The 25271-nt window shown below is 68.8% G+C and carries 16 protein-coding genes and 5 pseudogenes; 12 read left to right on the forward strand and 9 right to left on the reverse strand.

Annotated features, from left to right (window positions below):
- Nucleotides 1-13: 13 nt before the first annotated feature.
- Nucleotides 14-661, reverse strand: a complete 648-nt coding sequence (locus tag ACLB9X_RS08190) for a DUF2690 domain-containing protein (protein ID WP_410359565.1) — start codon at nt 659-661, stop codon at nt 14-16.
- A complete protein-coding gene (locus tag ACLB9X_RS08195; protein ID WP_410359610.1) occupies nt 651-1106 on the reverse strand; it encodes a hypothetical protein in 456 nt (151 codons plus the stop codon). Before ACLB9X_RS08195 ends, ACLB9X_RS08190 begins: the two co-directional genes overlap by 11 nt.
- 112 nt (nt 1107-1218) lie before the next feature.
- On the opposite strand from ACLB9X_RS08195, the pseudogene ACLB9X_RS08200 reads away from it, so the two are divergent.
- Nucleotides 1219-2938 (forward strand): annotated as a pseudogene (locus tag ACLB9X_RS08200) (RHS repeat-associated core domain-containing protein); the annotation flags it as partial.
- Nucleotides 2939-3079: 141 nt separating this feature from the next.
- Nucleotides 3080-3421, forward strand: a pseudogene (locus ACLB9X_RS08205) (polymorphic toxin-type HINT domain-containing protein); the annotation flags it as partial.
- Nucleotides 3422-3511: 90 nt separating this feature from the next.
- Here ACLB9X_RS08205 and ACLB9X_RS08210 read toward each other — a convergent pair.
- Nucleotides 3512-4696, reverse strand: a complete 1185-nt coding sequence (locus tag ACLB9X_RS08210) for an IS701 family transposase (protein WP_410359566.1) — start codon at nt 4694-4696, stop codon at nt 3512-3514.
- Nucleotides 4697-4835: 139 nt separating this feature from the next.
- Here ACLB9X_RS08210 and ACLB9X_RS08215 point away from each other — a divergent pair.
- A pseudogene (locus ACLB9X_RS08215) lies at nt 4836-5432 on the forward strand (tetratricopeptide repeat protein); the annotation flags it as partial.
- 40 nt (nt 5433-5472) lie between these two features.
- On the opposite strand, the gene ACLB9X_RS08220 reads toward ACLB9X_RS08215, so the two are convergent.
- Both ACLB9X_RS08220 and ACLB9X_RS08225 read right to left on the reverse strand, forming a co-directional pair.
- Nucleotides 5473-5883, reverse strand: a complete 411-nt coding sequence (locus tag ACLB9X_RS08220; protein ID WP_410359567.1) for a carboxypeptidase-like regulatory domain-containing protein — start codon at nt 5881-5883, stop codon at nt 5473-5475.
- A gap of 167 nt (nt 5884-6050) precedes the next feature.
- On the reverse strand, nt 6051-7583 hold the full coding sequence (locus ACLB9X_RS08225) for a hypothetical protein (protein ID WP_410359568.1): 1533 nt from the start codon (nt 7581-7583) through the stop codon (nt 6051-6053).
- Nucleotides 7584-7860: 277 nt separating this feature from the next.
- Here ACLB9X_RS08225 and ACLB9X_RS08230 point away from each other — a divergent pair.
- The 5 genes and pseudogenes from ACLB9X_RS08230 to ACLB9X_RS08250 all read left to right on the forward strand — a co-directional run.
- Nucleotides 7861-9316: pseudogene (locus ACLB9X_RS08230) on the forward strand (phytoene desaturase family protein); the annotation flags it as partial.
- A 571-nt stretch (nt 9317-9887) separates the two neighbouring features.
- Nucleotides 9888-12356, forward strand: coding sequence for an aldehyde dehydrogenase family protein (locus ACLB9X_RS08235; protein ID WP_410359569.1), 2469 nt, complete (start codon nt 9888-9890; stop codon nt 12354-12356).
- 130 nt (nt 12357-12486) lie between these two features.
- Nucleotides 12487-13671: an MFS transporter gene (locus tag ACLB9X_RS08240; protein ID WP_410359570.1), complete on the forward strand. Its 1185-nt coding sequence runs from the start codon at nt 12487-12489 to the stop codon at nt 13669-13671.
- Between the two features lie 81 nt (nt 13672-13752).
- Nucleotides 13753-14601: an oxidoreductase gene (locus ACLB9X_RS08245; protein ID WP_410359571.1), complete on the forward strand. Its 849-nt coding sequence runs from the start codon at nt 13753-13755 to the stop codon at nt 14599-14601.
- A 43-nt stretch (nt 14602-14644) separates the two neighbouring features.
- Complete coding sequence (locus tag ACLB9X_RS08250; protein ID WP_410359572.1) at nt 14645-15565, forward strand: helix-turn-helix domain-containing protein; 921 nt, start codon at nt 14645-14647, stop codon at nt 15563-15565.
- 134 nt (nt 15566-15699) lie between these two features.
- Here ACLB9X_RS08250 and ACLB9X_RS08255 read toward each other — a convergent pair whose 3' ends face one another.
- From ACLB9X_RS08255 to ACLB9X_RS08270, 4 genes and pseudogenes are all read right to left on the reverse strand, one after another.
- A complete protein-coding gene (locus tag ACLB9X_RS08255) occupies nt 15700-16143 on the reverse strand; it encodes a hypothetical protein (protein ID WP_410359573.1) in 444 nt (147 codons plus the stop codon).
- 207 nt (nt 16144-16350) lie between these two features.
- Nucleotides 16351-16530 (reverse strand): hypothetical protein, encoded by a 180-nt coding sequence (locus tag ACLB9X_RS08260; protein ID WP_410359609.1) that lies wholly within the window; start codon nt 16528-16530, stop codon nt 16351-16353.
- Nucleotides 16531-16533: 3 nt separating this feature from the next.
- Nucleotides 16534-17643, reverse strand: a complete 1110-nt coding sequence (locus tag ACLB9X_RS08265) for a low temperature requirement protein A (protein WP_410359574.1) — start codon at nt 17641-17643, stop codon at nt 16534-16536.
- A gap of 1185 nt (nt 17644-18828) precedes the next feature.
- Nucleotides 18829-18929 (reverse strand): annotated as a pseudogene (locus tag ACLB9X_RS08270) (XRE family transcriptional regulator); the annotation flags it as partial.
- Between the two features lie 803 nt (nt 18930-19732).
- Here ACLB9X_RS08270 and ACLB9X_RS08275 point away from each other — a divergent pair.
- The 4 genes from ACLB9X_RS08275 to ACLB9X_RS08290 all read left to right on the forward strand — a co-directional run bounded on the left by ACLB9X_RS08275 (nt 19733) and on the right by ACLB9X_RS08290 (nt 24741).
- Nucleotides 19733-20254 (forward strand): (2Fe-2S)-binding protein, encoded by a 522-nt coding sequence (locus ACLB9X_RS08275; RefSeq protein ID WP_410359575.1) that lies wholly within the window; start codon nt 19733-19735, stop codon nt 20252-20254.
- The gene (locus ACLB9X_RS08280; RefSeq protein WP_410359576.1) at nt 20251-21243 is read left to right on the forward strand and encodes an FAD binding domain-containing protein; all 993 of its coding nucleotides are present in this window, start codon (nt 20251-20253) and stop codon (nt 21241-21243) included. Before ACLB9X_RS08275 ends, ACLB9X_RS08280 begins: the two co-directional genes overlap by 4 nt.
- Nucleotides 21240-23450, forward strand: a complete 2211-nt coding sequence (locus tag ACLB9X_RS08285; protein WP_410359577.1) for a xanthine dehydrogenase family protein molybdopterin-binding subunit — start codon at nt 21240-21242, stop codon at nt 23448-23450. The genes ACLB9X_RS08280 and ACLB9X_RS08285 overlap by 4 nt, the downstream gene beginning before the upstream one ends.
- Nucleotides 23451-23541: 91 nt before the next feature.
- A complete protein-coding gene (locus ACLB9X_RS08290) occupies nt 23542-24741 on the forward strand; it encodes an XdhC family protein (RefSeq protein WP_410359578.1) in 1200 nt (399 codons plus the stop codon).
- The last annotated feature ends 530 nt before the right edge of the window (nt 24742-25271 follow it).

Consider the following 25271-nt stretch of genomic DNA (forward strand, 5'->3'; position numbering starts at 1 on the left):
GGCCGCTCTCGGCCTACGGCCGGGGCGTGGGCTGCGTGGCCGCCGGTGCCGTTGCGCAGACCATGCCCTGGCCGACGAGCGCCGCGCACGCCGTGGCGTCGCCGGGCTGCTGTGCCTCCACCATGTCCGTGTGCGCGTCGCGGCCGCCCTGTTGCTGGTACTCGGCCGTGTCGCCGTCCTTGCCGGTGACGCGGATCACGTCGGCCGTGGCCGACCCCTTCATCTTGGCCCAGGCCGCACGGCAGCGGGCGCTGTAGCGCAGTTCGACCAGGACTCCGTGGCCGCGGCCCGTGTAGGCGGTGACGACGTCGTTCTGACAGACCGTCGTCGTCGGAGGCACACCGGTACAGGAAGCGCCGAAGCAGGAGGCGGTCGGTGAGGGGGACGGCTTGGTGGCGGACGGGGACGGGGCGGCACCGGCCCCGCCGTCCGACGTGTTGCCCCGCCCCGCCCAGATGAAGGCCCCGACGACCATCACCACCACGATTCCGGCGGTGACCAACACAGCAGTCCTGCTCCTGCCGCTGGTGGCGTGGGTCGTGTTGATGACAGGGCCGTTGTAGGTGTGGTTGATGTCGCCGCCGGCCTGTTCGACCCTCCCGCCGCTCCTCGCATCGGCACGCTGCTCGCTCCTGCGGCGCCAGGTTCCGTTATCGGTCATCGCTGCCACCGATGTGCTGGTCGCGACCCGCCTGGGCGATGCGGCCCCGCCGGGACCTGGCGCGCATGTCGATGTCGGCCGGGGCGCCGTCACCGGACGCCGCACCGCCGCCGGCCGCGCCTCGCCCGGTGCCGAAGTGCTGGTCACGGGCGGCCTGGTAGATCTGGCCGCCGCGACTCGCCCTGGCCGTCATCCGGAGCCGCCCGCGGCCGGCCGTGCCACTCTCCCCGCCCGGTTCTCCGTCGCGCGGCGTGGTCCACCAGCCGAGGGAGCCACCCACGGCAGCCGACACGGCGCCCGCGAACCCGAGCGCGATGCTCCACCGGATACCGTCATCGGCAGGCAGCCACCCGATGGGTGCCAACAACACGAGGCCGACGCACGCGACGAACACCACTGTGCACGCTGCCACCACCACAAGCCATCTCAGGCGACGCGCCGCCATGCAGGACCCCCTCCCCGCTTGTTTTCCGTTCATTGAATTCCGCTCGGCGGCCCCTCCGACACATCCTGCGCGCAGGTCGCCCGGGAAACGTTGTCGAGGCCGAATCTTTCCCCCGGGACAACGATCCACCGACGCCGGCACCGTGGTGACCACTTACTGGTCTGCTGCCGGCACGGGCGCCTGCGCCGGCCGCCCGGAGTGGGCCGATCTGGTGTGCTCCGTAGGACCGGGCGGCACCATCACAGGCGGCGGCAGCAATCCGACCGCTCTGCCCACAACCACCACTGAGTACGACTGGTGGGGCAACGCAGCCAAGGGCAGCGAGATCGCGAACGGCGTCACTCGCACCACCACCACTTCCTTCGACACGGCTGGGCGCCCGACCACCATCAAGGTGACCGGCGGCACCGGCCAGGCGGTCCCGGGACACGACCACCGAATACGACCCGGCCACCGGCCAGCAGGCCAGGACCACCTCGCCCGTCGGCGGCACCATCACCCGGGGCTACGACAAGCTCGGCCGCCTGATCTCCTACACCGACGCCGACGGCGGCAAGACCACCACCGAGTACGATCTGCTCGACCGTCCGGTCACGGTCAGCGACACCGCTCCGTCCACCGTCACCTACACGTACGACCACGCGGCCGAGCCGCGCGGCCTGGCCACGAAGACCACCGACTCCATCGCTGGTGTCTTCTCCGCCACCTACGACGCCGACGGCTCGGTCACCACGGAGAAGCTCCCCGGCGGCTACACCCTCACCATCACCGAGGACACCACCGGCGCTCCGGTCGACCGCACCTACACCCGTGACAACGACGGCACCATCGTGATGTCCGACGCAGTCACCGAGTCGGTCCAGGGCCAGACCACCAGCCACGCCGGCTGGTCCGACCAGACCTATCGCTACGACGCCGTCGGCCGCCTCATACAGGTCGACGACACCGTCGAGACGGTCTGCACCCGTCGCACGTACGGCTTCGACAAGCACGCCAACCGCACATCCCTCACCACCGCCGCCTCGGCACCCGGCCAGAACTGCCCGACCACCGGGGGCACCACCAAGAGCTCCACCTTCGACAGCGCCGACCGCATCACCGACTCCGGTTATGTCTACGACGCGTTCGGCCGCACCACGGCCCTGCCCGGCGGGGTGAGCGTGGGCTACTACGCCAACGATCTCGCCTACCAGCAGACCGCGAACGGAAAGCGCCAGACCTGGCAGCTCGACGCGAACCTGCGGTTCCGTTCCTGGACGGTGGAGACCAACAGCGGCGGCACCTGGTCGCCCACGGAGAACAAGCTCAACCACTACGACGGGGACAACGACAACCCCCGGTGGATCATCGAGAACACCGCCACCGGTGCGCTGACCCGCAATGTGGACTCCCTCTCCGGGAACCTCGGCGCGGTCACCAGCGCGACTGGTGACACGGTACTGCAGTTCACCGACATCCACGGCGACGTCGCGCTGCAGCTGCCGCTCAATGCGGGCGAGGCACCGATCGTCCTGGACACCGACGAGTACGGCAACCCGCGCAGCGACCAGAAGGCGGTCCGCTACGGCTGGCTCGGCGGCAAGCAGCGCTCCAGCGAGACCGCGGCCGGCTACACCCTCATGGGCGTACGCCAGTACAACCCGGCCACCGGCCGCTTCCTGTCCGTCGACCCCGTCCATGGCGGCAACGCCAACGCCTACGAGTACTGTTCGGCCGACCCCGTCAACTGCTTCGATCTCGACGGCAAGTGGGGCTGGAAGAAGTTCTTCAAGAAGGCCAAGCGCTGGGCCTGGCGCAACAAGTGGGACATCGCTCTCACCGCGGCCGGCTTCATCCCCGGACTTGGGGCAGTCGCCTGGGGCTACCGCGCCTATCGCGGCTACCGGGCCATCCGCGCGGCACGCTATATCGGCCGCAGCTGCCGACGTAACTCCTTCCTCCCCGACACGCCGGTCGTCATGGCCGATGGGAGCACCAAACCCATCAGCGAGGTGGAGGTCGGAGACAAGGTGATTGCCGCGGATGAGGTGACAGGCGAGATCAAGGTCTCCCCGGTCACCGACGTCATCATCGGTGACGGCGTCAAGGATCTGGTCACCCTTTCTGTCGACGCGGACGGCGACGGCAGGTCCAAGCAGATCACGGCCACGGCGAACCACCCCCTCTATGCGCAGGGCAGGGGCTGGGTCAACGCGTCCGACCTGAGTGTCGGGGCCCGCCTGCTGAATCCGAGCGGCCTTAGTACTGCAACGGTCTTTGCCGTGACGGTTGGGCAGTTTCTGGTGGTGTGTGGCCGCGTCGTTTGTAGTGGCTGATGCGGGCTTGGTGTTGTCGTCTGCGTCGCCAGTGTGACCAGTGCAGAACATGGTCGATCGAGGCGGGTCGCCGGTGTGTGAGGCGGTGGATCAGACGCCTGAGTTCGGGGAGGCTGAGGGGCACAAGGTCGGAGGATCCGTTTCTGCTTTCTCTGTATCGAGCTCGCGGGCCCGCAGGACGGTGAGGCAGGCGTGGGCGGCCATGGCCAGGGTCATGTGTCGGTGCCAGCCGGGGTAGCGGCGGACCTGATAGTCGTCCAGCCCGCACTCGCCCTTGGCGGTCTGGAAGCACTCCTCGATCGCCCAGCGGCTGCCGGCGATGCGGATCAGCTCGTCGAGGGTGGTTCCGGCCGGGCAGTAGGCGATGTAGTAGGAGACCTCCTCGGGCCGGCTCACACTGCGGCGGGCGATCACCCAGTGCTGCCGGTCGGGCCGGTGCCATGGACGGACCTCGACCCTCGCCCAGTCGAACACGCGTGGTCCGTGGGCACCGTTCCCGCAGGACCGGCGCTTCCACTTCTGCCGTGGCAGCCCGTGAAACAGGTCGTGGACGGGGTGGTCGATGGCCCAGCGGGTGACGACGGTGTCGTGGCGGGTGGTGGCCATGACGTGGAAGACGTCGGCCTGCTCAAGCTCGGACCGCCAGCCCTTGGAGAAGCCGTAGGCGGCGTCCGCGGTCACCCACCGGAACGGGATCCGGTCCGCGATCGCCCGGCGGATCATGGTCTTGGCCATCACCACCTTCGTCTCAAAGCCGACCGCGTCGTCGATGCCGGCCCGACGGCACCGGTCGCGGTCATCCGTCCACGACGTGGGCAGATACAAGCGGCGGTCGATCAGTGTGCGGCCGCGGCTGGCGGCATAGGCCAGGAAGACTCCGATCTGGCAGTTCTCTGTGCGGCCTGCGGTTCCGGAATATTGCCGCTGGACACCGGCTGACCGCACGCCCTTCTTCAGGAACCCGGTGTCGTCGACGATCAACACCGCCTCCGGATCGCCGAGGTGCTCGACCACATAGCCCCGCACATCGTCGAGGACCTCTTCCGCGTCCCAGTCGATCCGGTTCAGCAGCCGGTGGATCCGGTCCGGACCCGTATGACCGGCCTCCTCCGCCAGCGTCCAGCCGTTCTTCCGCTCCAACGGTGATATCAACCCCCGCATATACGCAAGCGTCGACTCCCGCGGCTCCGACCTGGAGAAACGGTGCACGAAACGCTCATGCAGAGCCTTCAGCTCACCCGCCCACGACCGGGCATCAACAAGAACCCCACCCATGAACAAACCAACGACCCACCTGCCCAACCGTCACGGCAAGGACCGTTGCAGTACTAAATTGGCACACCCTCTCCTGGCGCGACCCGACACCGCAGACCAAACACCCGATCCCGGGATGAAACAACGGGAGAAAACGACCTCTTACGCCCTCGGCCAGTTGGGGCGCTGGGACGAGGCCCTGCAGACCTACCGCGAGGTCGCCGAGGCCCGCGCCCGCGCCCTCGGCCCCGACCATCCCGACACGCTCGCCGCCCGGTACGAAATCGGCATCAGCCTGGGCCGCCTGGGCCGCGCCGCTGAAGCCCTGGCCCTGTACCGCGACCTGATCGCCGGCCGTACCCGCGCCCAGGGCCCCGACCACCCCGAGACCCTGCGTGCCCGCCACGGCCTCGGCGTCAACCTCGGTCGGCTCGGCCGCTGGGAGGAGGCCCTCGCCGAGTCCCGCGACGTGTGCGCGATCCGCGAGCGCGTGCTCGGCCCGGACCACCCCGACACCTTCGTCAGCCGCCGCGAGGTCGCCGTCGGCCTGGGCTGGCTGGGCCGCTGGGCGGACGCACTCACCGAGTACCGCGGAGTGGCGGCAGCCCGCGAACGCGTCCTGGGCGCCGACCACCCCGACACCCTGGCCAGCCGCAACGACGAGGCCCACTGTCTTCGGCAGCTCGGCCGTGCCCCGGAGGCGGGGTACCTGAGGGCGGCGGCGCTGCGCCACCAAGGGACGCCGGGCGGACGATGAGCCACCCGGCACGGCCCGGATCCCGAGGCGTCCCGCGCCGTCAGCGCAGGCCCGTGTCGCACCCGACCGTCACGTCCGCGTACGCGCCGGGACGGACGGTGACGTCGATCGGCTTGCAGGAGTGCGTGCCCGGTACTTCGGCTGTCACGGTGTACGCGTCGGGGCGCAGGGAGATCCGGAACCGGCCGTCCTGCTCGGTGCGCGCCGTCGCGGCAACGTCATCCGTGGTGCGATCGCGTACGCGCACCGTCGCCTCGGTCGGTTCGCCCCGGCAGTCCTCCTCGCGCTGCTCCAGGGCTCCCTCGACGGGGCACACCGGCCACAGGACGACGACACCCGCCACGCCCGACCCGGTGCCCCTCGGCGCGTTGCCGGGCCCCTCGCAGGAGGCGAGTGCCGCCAGCGCGATCAGCGATGCGGTGGCGGGCACGGCCAGGACCTGGGAACGCACTGTGCTCCTCCTTGGCCCTTACCGTCTCCGCGGACGGCTCGCGAGCCGTAGTACACCTCCACTGTAGGAGGCCTGCGCCATGCACCAAGCGCGACGGGCAGAGGCGAGGGCGGAGGTGCGACGCAGCGCTCCTCCGCCCTCGACGGTGGTTCCGGTTCGGTTCTCGGCTAGCAGTAACCGAGACGTCCGATCCGCGAACCCCACAGGCTCGTGCTCACGTGCCGCTCGTTCACCAGCCAGGCACGCTGGCCGACGGGACAGCCGCCGAAGGGCACGGGGTCGATGGTGACCGACGAGTAGTCACCCCAGCGCTCGACGGTGGCCGACGACGGGTTGTAGGGGCCGGTCGCCTGCGCGAAGGTCACGCCTCCCGTGACGGTCGTGGAATCGGTCGCGAACCGGCCGCTGCCCTTGACTGCGGCGTGGTGGAGGCCGGAGCCGACCGCGTCGGTCGACGACCAGGTGAAGAACATGCGTCCGATGGGATTGGCCGCGGTGCCGCCGAACGGGGAGCCGGCCACCGCGGGGTTGAAGTCGTCCGAGTCGCTGGACTCGAAGACGAACCCGGACGCGGTCAGGGCGTTGGTGCCGGTGTTGATCTGGTACCACTTCGGCGTCGGGCGCGAGTCGGCCGCGATGGTGTGGATGTTGAGGAGCTCGTCGCCGATCTGTGTGCTGGCGTTCTGGAAGCGGGCGTCCAGCGTGTCGAGCCGGTCGGGGACTCCGGGCTGGCGCGCGTCCGGGGGAAGGGCGTACGCCGGCACCGGCACGTTCACCGGCGCGGCGATGCTCGCGTTGCTCCGGCCCAGGCCGGTGGCGCGGAACAGCCTCAGGGCCCCGGAAGGGCTGGCCGTCAGGAGGAAGGCGCTGGCGTTGTTGTCCTCCACGATGGGAGGGGCCACCGAACCCACCGCCCCGAGGTTGAAGTACGGGAACGTGGTGCTGTGCCCGTTGTAGATGTCCGCCTTGGCGATTCCCAGCGCACGCGTGCGGAGGTAGGTGGTGAGGGACGCGTTGAAGACGTTGCCCGTGATGATCACGGCGTCCTGGTCCATGCCGAGTTGCGGGTAGTCGAAGAAGTCGGTGCCTTCCGGGAGGTCGAACTTGTAGCGGAAGTACGGGCCGGTGGGGTCGGACGTCGTGGACACGGCGATGAAGAGGTACTGGACCGAGGGGTTGCTCGGCTCGGGGAGCGATTCGGCGACGACGACCCATCGGTTCCACTTCTTGTCGTAGACGACCCGTGGATCAAAGATCAAGGCCGTCGCGTAGGCGAAGAAGTTGGCGAACGACATGGTCAGCACGTTGGCGCCGGTGGACTTGTTGAAGACGCCGATGCCCCTGCCGTTGGTGACCTCCACGAAGTGGTTCGGGCCGACGGCGCCGTGCGGGTCCGGTGGGCGGACGCCGGTGCTGCCCTGGTCGAGGCCCTCGAAGCTGAATTGGCCCGCGGGCGGCGCGAGGGGAGCGGAGGTCCGTGCGCCGCCGACGCTCGGGCGCTTCTGCGCGGGAACCTCCCGGGCGGTGGCACGCTGCTCTTTCGTGTCGGTGGGGAGCGGTGCCGGGGGCTGACGTCGGTCCTCGGACTCGGCGTGCCCCCTGGGCGTCACGGCCTTCGCCGGGGGCAGTCGGATGTGGTCGGTCGCCACCACGGCGTCCCCGTGGTCCCGCGCCGTGGCGCCCGGAGCCGTCCCGGGCATGGCCAAGCCCAGTGTGAGTGCTGCCAGCACGAGTGGCAGGACTCGACGAACCCTTCGTTTGGTCGTCAAGATGACCCTCTTTTCCTGATGCACAGCCAACAAGCGGCTGATGTCGGAAATACCGGGCCATCATGGAGAGGGTGGGAAACCAGTCGACGCACCGAAAGGCCGGGACACGCGAACATCACCTGCTTGCCCCGCGCGACGGGAAACAGCCTCCTGGGACGCCCGCTCCGCCGCTCTGGCCGACCTAGATCATCACGTGCTACCAAGGACCATGACCGCATACGAGGCATCTCGCGGGTACGACGCCGTCATCGTGGGCGGAGGTCACAACGGCCTGGTCGCCGCCGCCTACCTGGCCCGGGCGGGGCGCTCCGTGCTGGTGCTGGAGCGGCTGGACCACACCGGCGGCGCGGCGGTGTCGACCCGGCCGTTCGCCGGGGTCGACGCACGGCTGTCCCGGTACTCGTACCTGGTCAGTTTGCTGCCCCGGAAGATCGTCCGGGACCTGGACCTCGATTTCCGGGTGCGCGCCCGGACCGTTTCCTCGTACACGCCCGCCGAGCGTGACGGCCGTCCCACGGGGCTGCTCGTCGGCGGCGGTGAGCGGCGCACCCGGGAGGCCTTCACGCGGCTGACCGGCTCCGACCGCGAGTACCGGGCCTGGCAGCGCTTCTACGGCATGACCGGCCACGTCGCCCAGCGGGTCTTCCCGACCCTCACCGAGCCGCTGCCCACGCGCGAGGAACTGCGCCGCCGGGTCGGCGACGAGCACGCCTGGCGGGTCCTGTTCGAGGAGCCGATCGGCGTGGCGATCGAGGAGCGGTTCACCGACGACCTGGTGCGGGGTGTGGTCCTTACCGACGCCCTCATCGGCACCTTCGCCGACGCCCACGACACCTCGCTCAAGCAGAACCGCTGCTTCCTCTACCACGTGATCGGCGGCGGCACGGGCGCCTGGGACGCGCCGGTCGGAGGCATGGGCGCCCTCACCGACGCGCTGGCCGCCGCCGCGCGCGGCGGGCGCCGTGATCGCCATCGGACACGAGGCGCTGCACATCGAGACGGACGGGCGGACGGCCGAGGTCACCTACCGGACGCACGACGGCGAGGGCGTCGCCGCCGCCCGCCACGTCCTGGTGAACGCCTCCCCGCAGGAACGGGCGGCCCTCACCGGCGACACGCCCCCGCCACCCGCGGAGGGAGCCCAGCTGAAGGTGAACATGCTGCTCAGGCGCCTGCCGAGGCTGCGCGACAAGAGCGTCGACCCGCGCGAGGCGTTCGCCGGGACCTTCCACATCGCCGAGGGCTACGAGCAACTGGCCGGCGCGCACGCCCAGGCCGCCGCGGGCGAGCTGCCCGCCGCGCCGCCCGCCGAGATCTACTGCCACTCGCTCACCGACCCGACGGTCCTCGGCCCCGACCTGGCCGCACAGGGCTACCAGACGCTCACCCTCTTCGGCCTGCACACCCCGGCCCGGCTGTTCCTCTGGGACCACGACGCCGTACGCGGGGAACTGCTGAAGGCGTCGCTCGCCCAGCTCGACGCCCACCTGGCCGAGCCGCTCGCCGGCTGCCTGGCGGCCGACGCGGACGGGCGGCCCTGCATCGAGGCGAAAACGCCGCTGGACCTGGAGCGTGACCTCGGGTTGCCCGGCGGCAACATCTTCCGGTGCCGATGCGTTACCCATGCGAGGCGGGCCGCGAGTTGGTGGGGCTCGATGAACCGCGCCCCGCTCGCTGCGTCGTAAGCCACCAGCGCCGAGGCACGGTCGCTCATGCCGCGCCAGCAGATGACCAGGTCCTCGCTCACAGAATCAAGATCGCTTCCGGTGATTTCGTCGTCCGGGATGTGCACGCGCATGGTCTGCTGTCCGGCACGCCACAGCTGGCAGCGGTCTCCCACGGGTTCAACCTGCACGCCCAACGTCTCCAACAGGCTTTTCCAAGCAGCCCTCTGCTCGGTGGCGTCGTGCTCTTGCACCTCTTCCAGCCAGCGGTCGAAAGTGTCGGGTCCGCTGTCGTCTGTCTCGGCTTGGTCTTCTGCGCCCGCCCCCTCTTGTGGGTCGGTGATGGGCGTGCCGAGGGGTTGGAGAAGCATGTGGCGGAGTCGGTGGCCGTGTCCCCAGCGGCGGTCCTCGTGCAGGCGGCGGACTCGCCGGCGGTCCTGCTGCGGCACCTCGATCTCCGGCCGGTCTAGGAGGTCAGGCACGTTTTCCCAGCCAGTGTCGTGGGGGTCGACGCTGGCGGCGATGTCAAGTAGCCGCTCGCGCTGGAGTTGAGGGATGCGCAGGTGCGCCAGTGGCACCAGGTACAGGGGGACGCCGGCAGCGACGGTGTCGGCAATACTGCTCAGTCGGCGTTTGGCGTAAGGGCACCTCACCCCAACCTGGCGTCGACGTCGACTACCTGTTCGCTCAAGTGGGCATCGGGACGGGCTCGGTGGAGTGGACGAGCAACTGCGGCAACTGCGCCACCGGCGTCGCCCTGTACGCGGTGACCAAAGGAATGGTTCCGGTCACCGGCGACCGGACGCGCGTGGTGATGCACAACACCAATACCGGCGCGGTCCTCGAAGGGATCGTCGACACCCCCGGCGGCGTGGTGCACCACTTCGGCCGCCAGACGGTACCCGGCACCCGTGCCGGCGGGGTCGCGGTCGGCCTCACCTTCCGCAACCCGGCCAGTGGCACCACCGGCTCGCCGTTCCCCACCAGCCAGGCCGCCCAGGACCTGCGGGTCGGCGCCGCCGAGCCGGTACGCGTGAGCATGGTGACCGCAGGAGCTCCGGTCGTCCTTGTCGACGCCGCCAGTGCCGGGCGTACCGGTGCCGAGTCACTGGAGCGGATGAGCGCAGACGTCCCCTGGCTGCGCACCATCCGTCATACGATGGGTCGGCTTCCTGCGTCCAAGGGGTGCAGCAGGCCGTCAGGCCGCGACACACCTCCGTCGCCGCTCGATGCCGGTGAATCCGGCGAACCGCTGATGTTTCGGGGTGCTCGCCCGCGGCCAGGAAGGTCTCCCCGTCCGCCCGCAAGCCGTCATGACGCACGCTTGCTGCCTTTCGTCGGGGCACGGCACGGTTGGGCCATTGTCGCTTCGGGGCTCACCGGCACGGTTCGCGACCGGTCGCTCGGGCTCTTCTCGTGCCACATCGTCGGCCCTGCTCGCAGGGTTGGTCCAGCCTGCTCGGTGTGCCTGGTACTGGTTTTCCCAGGGACCGATGCCCAGGAAAAGGCCTCCCTGTATGCCAGGGCTCTCCGTCACGACGATGGATTCGACAAGGCGCCTTCGCACACGAAAGGCCGCCTCCGCCACATGGCGAACCGCGACTCTGACGGAGACAACATGCGTGACTACACCAAGCTGTACATCGACGGCGTCTGGCGCGAGCCCCTCGACGGCGCAGTCGTCGATCTGACCGACCCCGCGACCGGCGCGGTGTCCGGCCGGGTGGCGCTCGGCGGCGAGTCCGACGTCGACCTGGCGGTCGCCGCGGCCAACCGGGCATTCCCCTCTTTCTCCCGGACCACCCGCCAGGAACGTATCGACCTGCTGGAGCGGATCGCCGACGAGTACGAGCGGCGCGCCGAGGACATGGCCCAGGCGGTCACCGCCGAGCTGGGCTGTCCGCTGCCGCTGTCCCGTGCCATGCACGTTGCCGCCGGGCTGATCCAGTTCCGGGCCGCTGCCCAGGTGCTCAAGACGTTCGCGTTTACCGAAGACCGTGGCACCACCCACATCCGCAAGGAAGCCATCGGCGTGGCGGCTCTGATCACTCCGTGGAACTTCCCCGCCCTTCAGCCGGCTGGCAAGACCGCCTCGGCGCTGGCGGCCGGCTGCACCGTCGTCCTCAAGCCGGCTCAGCTGGCTTCGTACTCGGCCGTCGTCCTGGCCGAGATCCTGGAGGCCGCCGGCGTCCCCGCAGGTGTCTTCAATCTCGTCACCGGCCGCGGCTCGGTGATCGGAAACGCGCTTGCCTCGCACCCCGACGTCGCCGTCGTGTCCTTCACCGGCTCGGGTGAGGCCGCGCTCCAGGTAAACGCCGCCGCGGCCAAGAGCGCCAAGCGCGTGGCCACCGAGCTCGGCGGCAAGTCGCCGCAGGTGATCATGCCGGATGCGGATCTGGACGTTGCGGTCGACACGGTGCTCACCTGGCTGATGGCCAACACCGGCCAGATCTGCAGTGCACCGAGCCGGACCCTGGTGCCGCGCGAGCGGCTGGAGGAGTTCCTGTCGGTGCTGCTCCCGCGGGTGGAGGCGCTCCAGATCGGCGACCCGCGCGCGGAGGGCACCGACATGGGCCCGCTGATCTCCGGCGAGCAGTGGCGGACCGTACAGCGCTATGTCCAGACCGGCCTGGATGAGGGGGCTCTGCTGCTCACCGGAGGCCTGGGCAAGCCGGATGGCCTGGAGAACGGGCACTTCGTCAAGCCCACGGTGTTCTCCAGGGTCACCAACGACATGACCATCGCCCAGGAAGAGATCTTCGGCCCGGTGATGTCGATCATCACCTACGACACGGTGGACGAGGCTGTCCAGATCGCCAACGACACCCGGTACGGCCTCGCCGGTTATGTCACCGGCAGCGATCTTGCGGACGCCGCGGACGTCGCCTCCCGGATCGAAGCGGGCTACGTGATCATCAACAACGCCGAGTTCGACTGGACCGCCCCCTGGGGCGGCTACAAGGAGTCGGGCAACGGCCGCGAATGGGGCCCCGACGGCATGCAGGAGTACCTGGAGACCAAGGTCGTCCTCGGCCGCTGACGGCCGACGCTGGATTCCCACCGGAGATGGCAAGAACGTGAACGCCGGCAAGCCGGCCGCCCTCGAGACCCGGGGGCGCCGGCACACCACCCAGCACCACCGGCCGCACCGCCCCTGGCACTTTCGAACCGTGGTCGGCGTCGTCTTCGTGGTCATGGCCGCCAGCAGCGCGCCGTCTCCGCTGTATGGGCTCTACCAGCAACAATGGAACTTCGGCACGACCACGTCGACGATCGTCTACGCCTGCTACGCCCTCGGTGCAATCCTGACCCTGCTGCTGGCCGGGGGCCTGGCCGGGCAGCTGGGTACCCAGCGGACGATCGTGGTGGCACTGGTCACCATTGTCGTCAGCTTCCTTGTGTTCCTCCTGGCCACGGGAGCCTGGGCGCTGTGCCTGGCCCGCCTGATCCAGGGCGTCGCGGTCGGGCTGCTCACCAGCAGCGCGGGCTCGGCACTGGCCGACCTGCACCGGGACCGCAGTCACCAGGCCGCAGCGGCGGCCAACAGTGCGGCGACTTCGACAGGCATCGCGCTGGGCGCGGTGTTCTCCGGCCTTGCAGTGCAGTTCGCTCCCGCACCGCTGGTCACCCCGTTCGTTGTGCTGATCATCCTGTCCCTCGGTGGACTTGCCCTGGTGCGGGCGATTCCCGCCTGGCAGGTCGTGCCGGAACGGCTACGGCCCTGGCGCCCCCGGGTGCTGCGGCTGGGCGCGGAGCCACGGAGGATCCTGCTCCGGGTGGCCCCCATCGTGACGGCCAGCTGGGCGGTCGTCGGCCTGTATCTGGCACTGGGGGTCGACCTGGTCGCCAGCCTGCTGCACACCACTGACAGAGCGCTGTCCTCGCTGGTCATCCTCGTGGTGCAGGGCTTCGGCGGCATCGCTCCGATGCTGCTGCGAAGGCTTGGCGACCGGGCAGCATCGGTAACGGGGTGCGCGCTGCTCGTGGCCGGGGTCGGGGTGTCCGTGATCGGGTTCGACACGGCTCACGCCGTGCTGTTCTTCTCCGGCGCGGCGATCACCGGCGCGGGCTTCGGCCTGTCCTTCATGGGCTCCACGAGCACCGTGACGGCAGCGGTGATCGCCGGCGGGCATTCCCAGCTTCTGCCGGGGTTTTTCGCCCTGGCTTACCTGGCGGTGAGTGTGCCGGTGGTGGCCGTGGGTGCCGCCGCGTCCCGGCTCGGCGTCGCCGCCGCCTTCTCGGGGTTCGGGCTGCTGGTGGCTCTGCTCGCCGTGGTGGCAGGCGCCATCGCTGTCCGCCGGGGTCGGCCCGTATCCCAGCCGGGAAGGGCCGCCGCCGGCCACAGAGGGCAGTAAGTGCTGCTCCATCGCAGTGATACGAAAAATCGTTGCATCTGACCTGATTTTTCTAACATCGAACAAATGAGAGGTAGTGGCATGTCCACTTGGTTCATCACTGGTGCGTCCCGCGGGTTCGGCCTGGAGATCGCACGCCAGGCACTGGAGCGGGGCGACAAGGTCGTGGCGACGGCCCGCAGTCCGAAGGGCGTACAGGACGCGCTCTCCCAGTACGGGGACAGCCTGCTCGCCGTCGCCCTGGACGTCACCGACGAGGCGCAGGCCCGCGAAGCCGTGGAGGCGGCCGTGGAGAGGTTCGGCACGATCGACGTCCTGGTCAACAACGCGGGACGCGGCGTGCTCGGCGCGATCGAGGAAACCTCCGACGCAGCGTTCCGCTCGGTCTACGACACCAACGTCTTCGGTCTGGCCAACGTCACCCGCGCCGTACTGCCGGTCATGCGCCGGCAGAGGTCGGGCCGCGTGCTCAACCTGAGTTCCATCGGAGGCTTCGAGAGCGCAGCGGGCTTCGGCGTCTACTGCTCCACCAAGTTCGCCGTTGAGGGCCTTTCCGAGGCCATGCGCGCGGAACTGGCACCGCTGGGGATCCATGTCACGATCGTGGAGCCGGGATACTTCCGCACCGACTTCCTCGACGCCACCAGCCTGCACACGGAGGGCCAGCTCATCTCCGACTACGCCGGCACCGCCGGCGCCGTGCGCCAGGCCGTCCCCGGACTCAACCACGCCCAGCCCGGTGACCCCATCAAGGGAGCCACGGCCATCCTCGTCCTCGCCGACGCTGCGAACCCGCCGCTGCGCGCCCAGCTCGGCAGCGACTGCGCCGCGGCCATGGACCGTAAGATCGCTCAGCTACGCGAGGAGACCGACACCTGGCGGGAGCTGGCCCTGTCCACCGATCACGACGACGTGAAGGTCAGTATCTGACCCGCCGCATGACGCGCAGGGATCGAACGAGAAGGAGACTGCCGTGACAGAACTCGGTGAATTCCTGCGCGCATGCCGCGCCCGGGTCACTGCGGAGCAGGTGGGGCTGCCCACAACCGGGCACCGCCGAGTGCCGGGACTGCGGCGTGAGGAACTCGCGTCGCTGGCGGGCGTCAGCGTGGACTACATCGTGAGGCTGGAACAAGGCCGCGTGAAATCGGCCTCGCCCGCCATCCTCACGGCCCTGGCCAGGGCGCTTGAGCTGCGCCCCGACGAGGAGGAGTACCTGTTGCGGTGCGCGGCCGAAGCTGGCATCTCCGGCGAGGCGAAGTCGGCCGCACCGAGAAACCAACAGGTCTCGCAGGCAACACAGGTCCTTCTGGACAGCATGGTGAACGTCCCGGCGCTCGTGCTGGGCCGTCGCATGGACATCCTGGCGTGGAACCGCCTGAGCGCCGCGCTGTTCACCGACTACTCCAGGCTGCCGACCAAGCGGCGCAACCACATCTGGCTCACCTTCCTCGACCCCGAAGTCCGCGGGCTGTATGCGAACTGGGAAAGAGTCGCCCAGGAGTGTGTGGCCTACCTCCGCATGGACGCCGGCCGCTACCCGAACGATCCCGAGCTCGCGCGGCTCGTCGGTGAACTCTCCTTGAGGGACCCCGACTTCCGCCGATGGTGGTCCGACCACAGAGTTCGGTCCCAGCGGCCTGGCCGCAAAGAGTTCGTCCACGCGATCGCCGGGGAACTGAGCCTGGACTTCCAGGTGCTGGATCTGCGGGGGGCCGCGGACCAGAGCCTGCTCGTCTACACAGCGGAACCGCACTCGCCAAGCGCGCAGGCCCTGACCTTCCTGGCGGGCTGGGCTGCCACCGAACTTCCCGCCCGGTCGACGGAGCCGGCAGGACCGCCCCGCCGTCGTGAGGAAGCACCTCCGGCGAGAGAATCCAAAAACGGGGCGTAGCGCATCAGCGGGACGGCAGGGCCCGAAACAGTTGGGGAGCAGAGTGTGCGACACTCCGCTCCCCAACGTTCGTGTGGGTGTAACCCGTATCACAGGGGCCAAGAGCAGTGCGGCGAGGGGGCCAACGTCTTTCCCTACGGCTCGACCTGCAGCATGTGAACCGCCGCCGTGGCTACGGGCTCGCAGGGCAGCAATGCAGTTGACGCGTAGGGGCTCGTTCGTCGGCGAAGTCGGGCACCGTCTGGCGGTCCATGTGCCGTTCCAGCAGCCGGGCGAGTGCCGCCCATACCGAAGGGCGGTCCGCTGGTGTTGCGCAGTGCGTTGGTGGCGATACCGAACAGCCAGGGCCGCAGGCCGTCACCGGTGTCGTCGGAGAGCTCGGCGTCGGGAAGCAGTTTCTCGCGCAGCCGCCAGGCCGCCAGGAAGTTCAGCGACACCACGTCCTCCGCGGTGCCGTGCGGCGTGGCCGTACACGGCCTGCGCGTGATCACCGAAGAGGCAGGCGAAGGCCCGCGGGTCGCCGGCCCGTATTCGAGCACGTAGGTAAAGGTCCACACCTCGTCCTGTCCGCTCGGCACGTGGCATCCCTATGCCGTCGGTTACAACAACACGTGCGTGCCACGTCTTGCGTTCACGTCGTACGCCGTCACGCAAAGCCACTTCCCGCATACGGCCTGGTTCCGGTCCAGCCGCGGCCGAAGAGACGCTGCCCTGCCGCGGAGAGAAGCGCGCCGGCAGCGCTCGATGACGACAGCCCCGCCGTGAGCAGCGGGCGACGGAATCGGTCACCAGGGCGCGGGCCGGTTCCGAGCCCTCCACCCGGATCCTTCACCTCGCCGCGGCACGCCCAGGCAGTGCGCGCTGGCGCTCAGGGCGTCCGATAGAAAGGTGAGGTGCTCGTGGTGGAGCATCCCGTCGTCGACGTCTCTCGTGGCGGTGAAGGCGGGGTTGTCGACGTAGTCGATGTGTCAGCCAGTACTCAGGGTCTTCTGAGAGGCTTGGGTCCTGTGTGACGCCAGGCGGTGGTCCACGAAGGCGATGGCCGTCAGGACAACCACAACCATGGTCATGCCGATCCAGCCGGCGATGGACGCTGTCGCTCCCAGCGGCACCGCGCACACCGCCCCGACCACGCGGTCGGCGATCCGTCCGCTTCCCAGCAAGCCTCGGTAGATGGCGTGTCCCACGAGAAACAGCGCTGTGCCGCAGCCCAGCCACCACTGGTGCGCATGACTGTCGAAGTGGTGGATTGCATCGGTGATCCCCGCAGCAACCAGGATGATGCCGATGATCATCACGAGGTGCGCGCCCGTGAATGCGTAGTAGGCGAGCATTTGGCGACGGTACTCGGTGGCCTTCTCGAACTCCGCGTCCGCCCGGGTTTCATCCCCGTCGAAGTACACCCACCACAGCCCCGATGCCACGGCGATCCCCAACGCCACGCCGAGTGCCAAAGGTGCGTCCACCGCGTGGCTCTCCGATCCTTGGGCGCCAAACCCGATGGCAACCACCGACTCACCCAGAACCACCATCAGCAGCAGCGCATGCCGCTCCACGAAGTGATGGGGCTCAATGACGAAGCCGCGGATGCGGCCCAAGAAGGGCGATAGGTAGAGGACCGGCACAGCCGTGGCCCAGCACACCCAACCCCATGCCTCCGGCAGGTGCGGGGCGACGAGTACGAGAATGCCGGCCGCGGCGTTGAACGGCATATTGCGAAGGATCGCCTGCCGCACCGACGGGACATCGGCTGTCAGATAGACGATCCCGTGGATGGCAACGACGGCCAGATACGCCAAGGGGAACGCCCAACCCTCAGGGGTGAAGGCATAAGGGACATCCAGCCCCATGATGAAGAAGCCGGTCATGGCAAGCATCAGCAGCAGGCGTACTTGCACGGCGTCCGGCCGCACCGCGTTGGTGAGCCATCCGAACCCGCTGAACATCCACCACACGACGACCATCGGGAACAGTGCCTTGAGGAGGCCCTCCCACCCGGGATGGGCCTCCACCGCGTGGGTGACCTGGGTGACGACGAAGACGAACACCAAGTCGAAGAAGAGCTCGGCCGGCGTCACCCGGCCCTGGGTACTCTCGGAAATCCACAGTCGCCTAGGAGCGGGAGAGGTTTCGTTCCGTTCGGTTCTCCTCATGGGCGGTTCGCTTTTCCTCATCGGTACGAGCGGACAGCCGTCCGCCGGGGCACCCGGTGGTGGATCCTGCGCTCGGAAGGGCAGCAGGAACGCCACAGTACGTTTGACCCCGCTCGCCGTGGCTGAGGTCAAGGGATTCCCTGGCGGCCGGCGGCCTCCAGATTAACTGATCGTTTCTGGGTGAGATCGGCGTGCCGGCCGGGTTCGACTCGCTGCTCGGCAATGACGACGGTCGCCCACGGATATCGACGACAGCGACCTCCGCCGAGACATCTCGAAACGACTGAGGGCCTTCTGGAGCAGCGCGGATCGCCACAATCAGCGGCGGCGGCCTGAAGGCCCCTACCCCGCATTACAAGGGCCCGGCAGGGGCGGACTTCCCCCAGACGTCGGGGGCTGTTGAACGATGAGAGCGTGACAACCAGCGGATCGGCCATGACTCGAAGGCTCAGTGAGGACGGTTCTCCGTTGATCACTGCGTCACCGGCCTGGGCACGGCACGTCGAGGTCGGTGGTGTCGGTCTGCCGCCGCGCTCGAGGCCGGCAGCGGCACCGCTCGCGGCTCCCGGCTGGCGCTCGGCGGCGCAGGCACCGGCCGTGGCGCGGCTGGGGCGGAACGGGCGCCGATCGGCGGACCGGCCACGGAGCCGGTCTTCCGGGAGGCAGACGTGGCCGTACACACGCCACTCGTGGCGATGGCCGGATCGGTGGTGCGGATGAGCCGGGCGAAGTCCTGCGGCGGAGGGCGAGCCCGGGACGACGCTGTAGGTGAAGAGCGTCTGATCAGGTTCGTTCAGCGCGGCGACGGCTTGATCGTGTGGATGGCGCGCGGCGTCGAAGCACAACATGGCGATCGCCTCGTCGGCAGCGACGTTCCAGTTCGCGTACGGTACCTTGCCCGGAGCGTCGAGGATCAGCCAGCGCGCCTCCGCGGGCTCCCAGGCCGCGGAACAGCGCGTGCGCGGTCCCGTTCATGGCGAGGAGGTCGAGTAGCCGTCCAAGAACGAACGCTGCGTCGGGAGGGTTCTCGAGCAGCAGACGCAGTCCGGCGCGATCTGATGCTCGTCGGCACACTTGGGTGCTTGGGTGGCAGACGTCCGGGCGATCTCATCGCCGAAGGCCGGGCCCACAGCGCGCTCCAGACCGAGCGGCAGCCCCCCCTCCTCGGGTGTCACCCGGGCACGGCGTGAGCGCAGGAATTCTCGGACCATCGTTGTTGCGGCTCATTGGGACCGCCGCGTGGCAGCCAAGGGGGAACTGGCGCACCCAGGCCATGGCCGTCCCAGGGATAAACGCGTTCCTTCCGTGACTGACGGTCATACCATCAACTAAAGGCACGCGAACTGTCTCGTCGGGCGAGGCCGAGCGGGAGCTCTCCGCAGGCGTCGCCACTCGAACGTCAGCTCCATTCAAGAGGCGGTCGGAGGCGTGTTTTGACTTCTACGGGATTGGTGGGATGCCGTTAGATCTGTCCCGAGCATCGGTGGCGTGACGACGGGCGAGAAACAGGCGCTCGAGGAAAGCCGGGCGTCGGCGTTGACACACAGCTGTGGCGGCACTCAGTGCATCCCTGAGAGGTCGTTGATCATCGGACTGCCTCGCGTGGATATGGTGCGGCGGACATACGTATTACATGGCAAGGTCCCGCAGCCGATTCGCACCCGCGCCGAAGTGTCCTGTGCGGGATGCCTCTGAGCAGATCTTTGGACGTGAATGCGTTCGGCTCGCGACAGTGCGGACGGTGTGTCGCTTGCGCTTGGTGAACAGAGCCTCCGACTTCTTACCACTCGACGAACTCGGACGACGCCGACGTGGCCCGACTGACTGGCCCGTCGAGCATGCGAATCGCAACACGCGCTCACACGCAATAGGCGCGCGGCACCAACTTCTCTTAATTGCACAACGTGGCAGGGTGTGCGACGTTGCTGAGGTGGGGCATCTGACCGAAGTTCAGAGTCAAAGAATTTGCTTTACCTGACAAGCAAACCTCCGGAGAAAACAGAATTGAGGCGCTATGAAGCATGTGGAATCTGAGGGACGTCTATCTGACCAGTCGCCGCCGGAAGTGCCGCAGGTCGACGTCACCCTGAATGTGAACGGCACGCTCCACCGGCTGCGGCTGGATGCGCGGGTCACGCTGCTTGACGCGCTGCGTGACCATGTGGGCCTCACGGGGGCGAAGAAGGGGTGCGACCAGGGTGCGTGCGGGGCCTGCACGGTCATGGTCGACGGGAAGCGTGTGGTGTCGTGTCTAGGGCTGGCGGCGCAGTACGAGGGGCGCGAGATCACCACCGTGGAAGGGCTGTCGGTGGACGGAGAGCTGCACCCGATGCAGGCGGCCTTCGCCCGGCATGACGCGTTCCAGTGCGGTTACTGCACGCCGGGGCAGATCATGTCCGCGGTCTGCCTCATCGCCGAGGGACGTGCGAGCTCGGAGGAGGACATCTGCGAGTTCATGAGCGGCAACCTCTGCCGTTGCGGTGCCTACCCGAACATTCGCGCGGCGATTCGCGAAGTGACAACGGAAGGTCGATGATGCATCCCTTCACATACGCCCAGGCCACCGACGCCGACCAGGCCGTGGCCGTGGTCAGCGCTGATCCGAACGCGTCGTTCCTCGCCGGCGGCACCACGCAGCTGGACCTGATGAAGGACGGGGTTTTGAACCCCGAACGGCTCATCGACATCACGCGTCTGCCCCTCGGCGGCATCACGCACACCGACTCGGCGGTCCGGGTGGGCGCGCTGACGACGATGGAGGAGCTGGCCGCCGATCCTGTCGTACGAGAGCGGCTGCCGTTCGTCCGGGAGGCCCTGCTGCTCGGCGCTTCGACCCAGTTGCGCAACATGGCCACCATCGGCGGCAACCTGCTGCAGCGAGCCCGGTGCCGGTACTTCAGGGACCCCACCGTCGCGGCCTGCAACAAGCGCAATCCCGGCTCGGGGTGCGCCGCCATCACGGGGATTCAGCGGATGCACGCCATACTGGGCACCAGCGACCACTGCATCGCCCTGCACGCCTCGGATGTCGCGGTACCGCTGGCAGCACTGGACGCGGTCGTCCACGTCCAGGGCGTGGACGGTGCACGGTCGATTCCCTTGACCGAGTTCTACCTGCCGCCGGGCGACACGCCGCACGTGGAGAACGTGCTGCGGCACGGTGAGCTGATCACCGCGGTCGAGATCCCGCTGCTTGCTGAAGGCGCAGGGTCTCATTACCTCAAGGTCCGTGACCGCGTCTCCTACGAGTTCGCGCTGGTCTCGGCCGGCGTCGCTCTGGTCGTCGGAGACGGGCTCATCCAGGAGGCGCGCGTGGCGCTGGGCGGGGTCGGCACCATCCCCTGGCGTGCCTGGGACGCCGAAGCCGTCCTGCGAGGGGCCCGCGCGGAGGCCGGCGTCTTCCGCAGCGCGGCGGAGGCGGCCCTCGAAGGTGCCAGGCCGCTGCCTGGTACCGCGTTCAAGGTGGAGTTGGCCAAGCGCACTCTCGTGCGCACGCTGGAGACCGTTGCAGGAGTGCTGTCATGACGACTCTCGAAGCCGGCAAGATCGTCGGGGCGGGTATGGATCGCGTGGATGCCCCGCTGAAGGTGACCGGGGCGGCGCAGTATCCCAACGACTTCTCCTTCCCCGGTATGGCGCACGCCGCCCTGGTGGGCAGCACCATCGCCGCGGGGCGCATCCGCGGCATCGACGTAGCCGAGGCCCTGGCGGCACCGGGTGTGCTGACCGTCATCACGCATCGGAACGCGCCGAAGCTGGAGCGCGGTCCGATGACACTGCTGGGCGGATCGCCGCCGGCTCCGCTGCAGGACGACCGCGTCCTGCACTACGGGCAGCACATCGCGATCGTGGTGGCCGAGAGCGCGGAGGAGGCCCGGCACGCCGCACGGCTGGTGCGGGTCGAGTACGAGGCGACCGAGGCCGTGCTCGACGTGGACGACCCGCGTGCCGAGATCGTCGAGAACCCCTGGGGGCTGGACACCCAGCGCGGTGACGTGGGCGCTGGATTTGCCCAGGCGGACGTCGTTGTCGAGGGCACCTACACCACCCCCGACAACACCAACAACCCGCTCGGCCTGATGACGACTGTCGCGTCCTGGCGCGGGGACGCGCTCACGGTGCACGACTCCACGCAGTGGCCGCACAACGTGCGTACCTCGCTGGCCACGATCTTCAAGGTCCCCGAGAGCGGCATCCGCGTGCTCGCCCCCTTCGTCGGCGGCGGCTTCGGGGCCGGCCTGCGGGTGTGGTCCCACGTCATCCTGACCGTGCTGGCTGCCCGCGAGGTCAAGCGCCCGGTCAAGCTGGTCCTGACCCGGCCGGAGATGTTCACCTCTGTGGGGCACCGGCCCAACAGCGTCCAGCAGATCAAGATCGGTGCTACCCGCGACGGGGACCTCGTCGCCATCGAGCATCACGGCATCTCGTCGGTTGCGATGGAGGATGACGACTACGAACCGGTTTCCTTCGGTTCGGCTGTCTCCTACGCCTGCCCCAACGTGCTGACCCGTGACCGGCAGGCGCGCCTGAACATCCCCTGCCCGGGCTCCATGCGCGCGCCGGCGGAGGGGCAGGGCAGCTTCGCTCTGGAGTCCGCGATCGACGAAGTCGCCCACGCCATCGGGATGGACCCGCTCGAGATCCGGTTGCGCAACTACGCGGAGGAGAACCCGGTCCTCGGCCTGCCGTGGTCGAGCAAGGCGCTGCGGGAGTGCTATCTCGAGGGCGCCGAGCGGTTCGGCTGGTCGCGGCGCACCCCGGAACCGGGCTCCATGCGGGACGGCCGCTGGCTCGTGGGCTACGGCCTGGCCGGTGTCTCCTACCCCTTCTACCAGGTGCCGTGCCAGGCTCGCGCCTCCGTGCGTCGTGATGGCTCGGCATACGTGCGCAGCGCCGCCACCGACATCGGAACCGGCACCTACACGGTCATGACCCAGCTGGCGGCGGAGCGTCTGGGGCTCGACGTCACCCGAGTGCGTTTCGACCTCGGCGACTCCGACATGCCCTACTCACCACAGGCCGGCGGCTCCGGCCTCACCGGTGCTCTCGCCAACGCCGTCCACGCCGCCTGCCGACGCCTGGTGCAGGAATTCCTCGACGTGGTGCGCGACGATGCCCAATCCCCACTGCGCGCAGCCGCGCTCGATGACGTGACGGTCACCGACGGGCGCATCCACCGCATCACGGACCCCGGACAAGGCGAGTCCTACGTCGACATCCTGGCCCGGCACGGTCTGGAGGAACTCAGCGCCGACGGCAGAAGCACGCCTCCTCGGGCAGAGGACCTGGGGATGGCCATCGCCGGTGCCTTCGGAGCGAAGTTCGTCGAAGTGCGCATCGACCCGGAACTGGGCCTGCTGCGGGTGGCACGGGTGGTTTCCGTCATCGACGGCGGTCGCATCCTCAACGAGAAGACCGCCACCAGCCAGATCATCGGCGGCACGGTCGGCGGCATCAGCCAGGCGATGTTCGAGGAGACGGCCACCGACGCGGTCACCGGCCGCATCGCCAACGCCACATTCGGCGACTACCTGATGCCGGTGAACGCGGATGTTCCCGACATGGACGTGATGTTCGTCGGCGGTCCCGACCGGGCAACCGCGGTCGGCGCCAAGGGAGTCGGTGAGGTCGGTCTGGTCGGTCTGGCCGCGGCCATCGGCAACGCCGTCTTCCACGCCACCGGACGCCGCCTGCGCTCCCTTCCGATCACCATCGACCAGATCATGCTCTGAGAGGCCGGCTCCGCGGCCGATGAGCCGCGGGGCCGTCGCCGGCGCCACCGTCCGGCACCGTAACGCACCGCCGTAGTCCGGGGAGAAACCCATGCTGGACATCGCACGAGAGCTGTGTCAGTTGCTTGAGCAAGGCCGTGACTTCGCCGTCGCCAGCGTGGTCGCGGTCAGCGGCAGCGCACCGCGTGCGCCTGGCGCCGCCCTTGCCGTGGACAGCGACGGCACGGCCGTCGGCTCGGTCTCCGGCGGTTGTGTGGAAGGCGCGGTGTACGACCTGTGTCAGCAGGCGCTGCAAGACGGTGAAACCGTCTTGCAGCAGTTCGGGTACAGCGACGAGGACGCCTTCGCCGTCGGCCTCACGTGTGGCGGGGTCATCGACATCCTGGTCACACCCGTCCGTGCCGGTGATCCGGACCGGGACGTCTTCGCCGCCGCGCTGTTGGCCGCACGCTCACAGGAGACGGTTGCGCTGGCTCGTGTTGTCGACGGGCCGGCCGAACGGCTCGGCCGCGCGCTGACAGTCCACTCCGACGGGTCGTACGAGGGAACGCTGGGTGACCAGCCGCAGCTGGACCACACCGCAGCAGCCAGAGCTCGAGCAATGCTGGAACTCGGGCGCACCGGAACAGTCGTGATCGGCGAGGAGGGCTCCTACTGCGGTCGCCCGCTGACACTGCTGGTCGAATCCAGTGTCCCGGCCCCCCGCTTGATCGTCTTCGGAGCGATCGACTTCGCGGCAGCGCTGGTACGGCTCGGCAAATTCCTCGGCTACCACGTAACCGTCTGCGATGCCCGACCGGTATTCGCGACCCAGACGCGTTTCCCCGACGCGGACGAAGTGGTCATCGACTGGCCTCACCGCTACCTCGCAGCCACCCGGCTCGACAACCGAACGGTGCTGTGTGTGCTCACACACGACGCCAAGTTCGACATACCACTCCTGCAACGAGCGCTGAAGCTGCCGGTTGCCTACGTCGGTGCCATGGGCTCCCGGCGCACCCACGACGACCGCATACAACGCCTGCGCGCAGCAGGGGTGACCGATCACGAGCTGGCCCGGTTGCATTCACCGATCGGCCTCGACCTCGGCGCAGGCACACCCGAGGAGACGGCCCTGTCGATCGTTGCCGAGATCGTCGCCGATCGACAGGGCGGCTCAGGCCTACCACTGGCCAGTACACGCACTCCCATTCACCATGACACGGCTTCCCTCTCCGGTTGCGCCGTGCAAGAGCAGCCAATGCCGACTGCCGCTCCTCGTCTTCTCGACGACAGCGCATCCGTCAGATGATTCACCCACCCCAGCACTGCGCAATGCGCAGAAGAAACTTCTGGGCGCGGATGCCCTGCAGCTTCTCCACCAGCGATGCGCCCCTGAAGTCCGCTGCCAGGCGGTCCTCGGCGCGCGGCCGGTCAATTCCGCCCTCCAAGGCGCTCGAGCAGCTGAGGCAGTTCGTGGGCGCTGCGTGTCAGGCCGCTGAGGATCCGATATACCTCCAGTGACGTCGACCCGCCGCCGAGCCAGCTCGATGTGTGCCTGGGCGGCGTCCATCGCGTACTGCTCAACGCGCTTGTCGTTCCGGTCACGAGAGGCCGCCAAGCCGCGGCCGCCGGCCGGACTCTGCCTGCTCACACCAGCGCATCGGGCCGGATCGTGGAACAGGCCCCGCCGTTTCCGCCGGGGCCTGTTGACAGTCGATGCCGGAGCCTCAGGCGATGTGGTTGTACGACTGCGTCATTCCGAAGAAGACGGTGCTGTCGTTGCGCGTCCGGAACGGCGCGGCTGTGCTGCCGGTGCCCTGGTAGAAGTACGTGTTGCCG

Origin of the sequence: Streptomyces sp. 5K101 (assembly GCF_046506645.1) — a bacterium.
In the GTDB taxonomy this organism is placed as follows: Bacteria; Actinomycetota; Actinomycetes; order Streptomycetales; family Streptomycetaceae; genus Streptomyces.